Raw genomic sequence first — 6,301 nt, 5'->3', positions numbered from 1 at the left:
GCCGGATCTTGCGCGGTACCCGCCGCTGCTGGGCATGCAGCACATGGAGCTGATGCAGGCCGCTCTGCCACTCGTCGAGCACGGTCACCAGCTCCCCCGCCGTCAGCGCTGACTCCACCAGCATCAGCGGGCACTTGGCATAGCCCATACCGGCGCGCGCCAGTTGCAACTCGGTACTGTAGTGGTTGGCCCGCACCTTGCCCTGCACCAGAATGTGGGCCTCTTCCCCCTCACGGATGAAGTGCCACTGCTCCCAGGCCGGATTGTGCCCCTGCAACAGGCAGCTGCACCCGCTCAGCTCATAGGGAGTGGCCGGACGCCCCTCTCGCGCCACCAGTGCGGGGCTGGCCACCACCACATCCCTGAGCCGCCCCAGCGGCAGTGCCACCAGATTGTCCGGCACCTCGTTCATGGCCCGCAGGGCGATGTCGTTCTCCCCCTGACTCATGTCGACCATCTGGTTGGTGAAGTTGAGTTCCACCTCAACCCCCGGGCAGAGTGCGGCAAAGCTGGTCAGCAGCTCGCTCACCATGCGATCGCCGGTACTGACCGGGCAAGTAAAGCGCAGGCGGCCGCCATCCTCTTCGGTCAGCGCCTGAATATCCTGCTCCGCCTGCCGTGCCAGCGCGAAGATCTCCCCCGCCTGCTGATAGAGGGTCTTGCCCGCCTCGGTCAGGCTGAGGCGACGGGTGGTGCGCTGCAGCAATTGCGCATTGAGGGAGGACTCCAGCGCACTGACATGGCGGCTCAGCATCCCCTTGCTGACCCCCAACGTATCGGCAGCGGCCGAGAAACTGCCTCGCAGCACCACTTCGTAAAAGCTGGCCAGATGGGCGATGTCCATCATTAGCTCCAATATGGAAACAATGTGTTTATTTTACGCGCTTTTTCACATTATTTGTTGCGCTAGAATCAACACATCCCAACCAGGAGTGATGCAGATGAACATTGTGATTGTGGGTGCCTCCGGCACCGTCGGCTCCGCGGTCAGTGAACTGCTTGCCAAAGATCATCAGGTGATCCGGGTCGGCCACAGCCGTGGCGATGCCAGGGTCGACATGCGCGATCCCGCCTCCATCAAGGCGCTGTTTGCCCAAGTGGGCCCGTTCGATGCGCTGGTGGTGGCCAGCGGCAGCGTCGCTTTCAACGGCCTGACCGAAATGACCGACGAGCAGTGGCAGGTGGGGCTCCAGAGCAAGCTGATGGGGCAGATCAACCTGACCCGCGCCGCCATTCCCTATCTGAATGACAAAGGTTCCATCACCCTGATCAGCGGCATCCTGAGCGAGGAGCCAATCAACTGGGGAGTGAGCGCCAGCACCGTCAACGGTGCCATCGATCACTTTGTAAAAGCGGCCGCCTGCGAGCTGCCCCGCGGCCTTCGCATCAACGCGGTGAGCCCGACCGTGCTGGAGGAGTCGATGGACAAATACGCCGACTTCTTCCCGGGCTTCGTGCCGGTGCCCGCCGCCAAGGTGGCGCAGGCTTACAAGAGGTCGGTGATGGGCATCCAGACCGGTCAGGTGTTCAGGGTCAACGGCTGATAGCCGCCCCCTTGCCGCCAGCCCAGCAATAAAAACGGGCCCCGCAGCGGGGCCCGTCTGTTTCTCCACCTCTCTCTTTCGCCACCGGCAAACGTTTGTTTTTCAGTGGCGAAAAAAGAGGGCAACTCTTAATCGATCAGACCGTACTGATCGCGCAACACCTCGATGATCTCCTGCTTGGGATTGGCAGAGCGCACCAGCTTGTGGCCGATGATCTTCTCGGCGATCCCGACGTAGGTGTTGGAGATATCCATCATCACTTCGGTGGGCAGCTTGTTGTCGCGGGCCAGGGCGAAACGTTCCGGCATGCGGTTCTTGTTGAGCAGGATGTCCGGATCCGGGAAGTGGTTGAGCAGCCACTGACGGAAACCCTCTTTCGACTTCTCGACGATCTGACCGTCGCGCAGGGCGGCGCCGCCCCAGATACGGGAGCTGTCGGGAGTCCCCACTTCATCCATGTAGATCAGCTTTTCGTTGCCGGCGGCATCGTGGACGTAGCCAAACTCGAACTTGGTATCGACGAAGATCTGATCCAGCCCGGCCAGCGCGTCACTGATGACGTTGAAGCCCTCTTTGAGCAGCACTTCGTAACGGTCGATGTCGGCCGGTTTGCTGAAGTTGAAGCCTTGGCAGTGGCGCTCGATATCGGCACGGGAGACGTTGACGTCATCGGCTTCCGGCACGCCATCCAGCCCTGTCAGCACACCCTTGGTGGAGGGGGTGATGAGGATTTCCGGCAGCTTCTGATCTTTTTTGAGCCCTTCTGGCAGGGTGATGCCGCAGAACTCCCGCTCGCCATCCTTGTAGGCACGCCACATGGAGCCGGTGATGTACTGACGGGCAATCGCCTCGATCATCACCGGACGGGCTTTTTGCACGATCCAGACGAAGGGGTGCGGAATATCCAGAATGTGGCTGTCGGCCAGTCCCTTCTCCTTGAACAGCTTGAACCAGTGGCTGGAGATGGCGTTGAGCGCCGCCCCTTTGCCCGGTACGCCGTTCAGCCCATCCACACCTTGCCAGATGCAATCGAAGGCCGAGATGCGATCGCTGATCACCATGAGAGCGAGGGGAGCATCGGCCGGCACATCGTAGCCTTTCTCTTTTATGAGCCGGGCACTGTCTTCGGGGGTCAACCAGTAGACGCTGCGCACTTTGCCGGAATGGACAGGTTTATCGGTACGGATCGGCAAATCGTCATTCACCGCCAATACTTGATCTGCAAGACTCATGGCTAATAACACTTCCTGTTTGTGGGAGGAATAAAACAAGAGCACCAGGCCCTTGTTTCTGGGGGGGTTAACATATCAAGCGCATCAGACCCTGTATTTACAGGGGGAGCAACCTAACAAAACAGGGGCACTAGGCCCCTGTTTCTATTTTGTTTTTGCTGCTTGGTCAGCCAAGCCCTTGGCGAATGCCTCGGACAGACTGATGTACATCTGGGAGATGACACCGGACGACACAGGCTTCTTGTCCTTGTCGAACAGGGTGATGGAGGTCTTGCCCCCAGCCATCTCGCCAAGCTGGAAGCGATACTTGTTTTCTTCCAGTTTGAACGGCTCGCTGCCCTTGGCCTTCCAGAAGTCGCTGCCCGGCTCGTCGTACTCAACGTCGATCCAACCCAGAGACTGCTGGGTATCCTTGATGGTGAAGCCATAGCCAGGCAACACCTGGTTGAGGCGGCGCCATACCTGATCAAAGGAACCCTCGACAATCCAGGCACTCAGCTCGTTGTTGTCCAGCCCCAGCTCCAGCCCCATGCCATCATTGGACTTGTGCTGTTCGCGGGACCTGAGCTGCTTGTCGTAAAAGAGGGAGAACTGGTTCAGGGCGCGAGTGGCGTAGCGCTGGGCATCAGCCGGCGTCAGCACTGTGCTGGTCTCGCCGCCGATGGTCTCTTCGTGCTCCAACACCCGCACCGACATGGTGACGGCGTGACGCTGGGCATCGTTGCGCAGGGTGAACTGGTAACGCTGACGGATGTTGAAGTCGTCATCCTCTTCACTCCAGCCATCGAGTGCCTTGGTGTTGTCAAACCAGCCGGTCTGCAATACGCCAGCCTGCTTATCCAGCTTCTCGGTGGTCACCTTGTACTGGGCCAGGAAGTTCATCAGGAAGGCCCAGGTATCGTGCTCCACGCTCTGGGAGGTGCTCAGGGCATAGAAGGCCACGGTGGGCTCGCTGGCATTGGGCACCACCTGGCTGCCCGGCACCACGGTCAGCAGCTGGGCGGGTGGGCGCACGTCAATCTTGGCGCCAACGGCACCTTCGCGACTGCTCTCGGGCAGCGCCGGGATGTCGAAGCTGCTGTTAAAGGCGGGGGTACTCAACCCGGCAGGCACCAGGAACGCGCGCCCTTCAAGGCGGGCATCCTCGTACTCGAAACCACGGTTGGCCATCTTGCGCTCTTGGGGTGAGCTACAGGCTGCCAGCACGGCAACGGTCGCCACACTCAGCACCAGGCGCACTGCATTTCCCTTTCCATTTGCTTTAAACACTCGCCATCAACTCCGCAGTGGTCAGTGCTCGCGTCATCGCTTGTTCGCCCTCGGGGGTGAGGTCGGTGAGCGGCAGACGCAAGGTCGCCGTCGCCATCAATCCCAGTCGGGCACAGGCCCACTTCACCGGGATGGGACTCGGTTCGCAGAACAGAGTCTGATGCAACGGCATCAATCGATTGTTGATGTCATGGGCCAGACCGGCATCACCGGCCAGCGCTGCACGACACATGTCGGCCATCTGGGCCGCTGCAATATTGGTGGTGACCGAAATGACTCCATCGCCACCTTGCAGCATAAAATCACATCCACTGGCATCATCGCCACTATAAAGCGCGAATTCCGCTCCGCACAGCTCACGCAGCAGCGGAGTACGACTCAAATCCCCGGTGGCCTCTTTCAGACCTATGATACCGGGCACCCTGGCCAGTCGGGCTACCGTCTCCGGTTTGAGGTCGCAACAGGTACGACCGGGCACATTATAAAGAATTTGGGGCAGACCACTAGCCTCGGCGATCGCACAATAGTGACGATAGAGACCTTCTTGCGTGGGTTTGTTGTAATAAGGGGTAACCGAGAGACCCGCCACCACGCCCGTTTCGGCGAATCGTTTGGCCAAGTCGATGGCATGAGCGGTATTGTTGGAACCGCAACCGGCGATGACGGGAATGCGTCCGGCGGCCAGTTCCACGGTTTTTTCCACGACGGCGATGTGCTCCTGCTCGCTCAGGGTGACCGATTCCCCCGTAGTGCCAACCGCAACGATGGCGGTGGTGCCTGCGCTGACATGATAATCGACCAAGGCGGCCAGACTGGTCCAATCGACTTCGCCTGAAGCCAGCATGGGGGTAACGAGGGCAACGATACTACCGCGTAACATGGATATTTCTCCCGATTTTCAGGGGCGTTATGGTAAAGCTGCCCCCTTGGAAAAACAAGGGAGGCAGGGGGCAAGCCGTGATACCATTCTGCACAAAAAGCGGTGCACGAGCGCGACGGTCGGCGCCAGTCTCACGTCCTCTCGACTAAAGACAAGGCTCGCGGCCACGGCATTCTCAACAAAGTTGCCATGTACAAGCGCAGGGAATGGCCCAAGTCAGGGTGGCGCCCACTGCGTTCACATTCGCAACCAGCTAATGGACGAGAGAAGATTTATGACTCACTACCTGGTCGTAACGGCCATAGGCACGGACAGGCCTGGCATCGTCAATGAGGTCACGCGCCACGTCAGTGGCTGCGGTTGCAACATTGTCGACAGCCGTCTTGGCATCTTCGGTAATGAATTCACCTTCATCATGCTGCTGTCCGGGGACTGGAACAGCCTGATGCAACTCGAGATAAGCCTGCCCCTGCGCAGTCAGGAGTGGGATCTCATCACCATGATGAAACGCACCGAGCGCCACCACTCACTGCAATACGACATCAGCGCCAACGCCGAGATCCTGATCCGCGACCAGCCCGGCATCGTAAGCCAGTGCACCCAGTTCTTCAGCGACCACGGCTGGGACATTCAGGCTATGCAGACCATTACCCTTGAACAGGAGCCCTTCAATCTGCTCAAGGCGAGCTTTCAGCTCAATCTGGCCAAGCAGGGAGAGACTGCCGGTTCGGAAACGGCCTTCGCCGGATTCTGTCGCGAACTGGGCGCAGAATCGTTCGAATTCATCGTCAACAACAAACACGCCTGACGGCGTTTACCCGAGGAGACCGCATGCAACCACTACAAGCTGGTACCCAGGCCCCCGATTTTTCCCTGTCCGATCAGGACGGCAACCCGGTTCGTCTTGCCGACCTGCGCGGCAAGAAGGTACTCATCTATTTCTATCCCAAGGCGATGACTCCGGGCTGCACCACTCAGGCCTGTGGTCTGCGCGACGTCAATAGCGAGCTGGCCGCCCTCAACGTGGTGGTGCTCGGCATCAGCCCGGATCCGGCCAAGCGCCTGAAGAAATTCGAGGAGCGCGACAGCCTTAATTTCCGCCTGCTGGCCGACGAAGATCACGCGGTGGCCGATGCCTTTGGCGTCTGGGGTCCGAAGAAGTTCATGGGCAAGGAGTATGACGGCATTCACCGTCTGAGCTTCCTCATCGATGAAGAGGGCAAGGTCGCCCACCGCTTCGACAAGTTCAAGACCAGCGACCACCATCAGGTGGTGCTCGACCTCATCAAGGGCTGACCCCGCCCGGCATGAAAAACGCCCCCATACAAAAAGGCTATGTCCCAATTACGTGTTGCATGGGGCGCCCCAGCGCCTCA

General features: G+C 59.5%; 7 protein-coding genes. 3 read left to right on the top strand and 4 right to left on the bottom strand.

What is annotated here, in order from left to right; genetic code table 11:
• Window positions 1-844: LysR family transcriptional regulator (locus AAC083_RS10685; RefSeq protein WP_108536575.1), on the bottom strand; the 844-nt coding region annotated here is incomplete at its 3' end.
• A 97-nt stretch (window positions 845-941) separates the two neighbouring features.
• On the opposite strand from AAC083_RS10685, the gene AAC083_RS10680 reads away from it, so the two are divergent.
• The gene (locus tag AAC083_RS10680) at window positions 942-1,544 is read left to right on the top strand and encodes a short chain dehydrogenase (protein ID WP_042039382.1); all 603 of its coding nucleotides are present in this window, start codon (window positions 942-944) and stop codon (window positions 1,542-1,544) included.
• A gap of 128 nt (window positions 1,545-1,672) precedes the next feature.
• On the opposite strand, the gene AAC083_RS10675 is transcribed toward AAC083_RS10680, so the two are convergent.
• From AAC083_RS10675 to dapA, 3 genes are all read right to left on the bottom strand, one after another.
• Window positions 1,673-2,776: a phosphoribosylaminoimidazolesuccinocarboxamide synthase gene (locus AAC083_RS10675; RefSeq protein WP_181364714.1), complete on the bottom strand. Its 1,104-nt coding sequence runs from the start codon at window positions 2,774-2,776 to the stop codon at window positions 1,673-1,675.
• 144 nt (window positions 2,777-2,920) lie between these two features.
• The gene (gene bamC / locus AAC083_RS10670; protein ID WP_108536564.1) at window positions 2,921-4,045 is read right to left on the bottom strand and encodes an outer membrane protein assembly factor BamC; all 1,125 of its coding nucleotides are present in this window, start codon (window positions 4,043-4,045) and stop codon (window positions 2,921-2,923) included.
• Window positions 4,038-4,925 (bottom strand): 4-hydroxy-tetrahydrodipicolinate synthase, encoded by an 888-nt coding sequence (dapA, locus tag AAC083_RS10665; RefSeq protein WP_042039378.1) that lies wholly within the window; start codon window positions 4,923-4,925, stop codon window positions 4,038-4,040. Before dapA ends, bamC begins: the two co-directional genes overlap by 8 nt.
• 274 nt (window positions 4,926-5,199) lie before the next feature.
• On the opposite strand from dapA, the gene AAC083_RS10660 reads away from it, so the two are divergent.
• Together AAC083_RS10660 and bcp are read left to right on the top strand one after the other, a co-directional pair.
• On the top strand, window positions 5,200-5,733 hold the full coding sequence (locus AAC083_RS10660) for a glycine cleavage system protein R (protein WP_042039377.1): 534 nt from the start codon (window positions 5,200-5,202) through the stop codon (window positions 5,731-5,733).
• Window positions 5,734-5,756: 23 nt separating this feature from the next.
• The gene (bcp, locus tag AAC083_RS10655; protein WP_042039376.1) at window positions 5,757-6,221 is read left to right on the top strand and encodes a thioredoxin-dependent thiol peroxidase; all 465 of its coding nucleotides are present in this window, start codon (window positions 5,757-5,759) and stop codon (window positions 6,219-6,221) included.
• Window positions 6,222-6,301: the final 80 nt, after the last annotated feature.

It is taken from the genome of Aeromonas sp. HMWF014, from assembly GCF_963878295.1.
GTDB lineage: Bacteria > Pseudomonadota > Gammaproteobacteria > Enterobacterales > Aeromonadaceae > Aeromonas > Aeromonas popoffii.
Note: the sequence above shows the minus strand (reverse complement) of the source record. Positions and strands in the feature narration are given on the sequence as shown.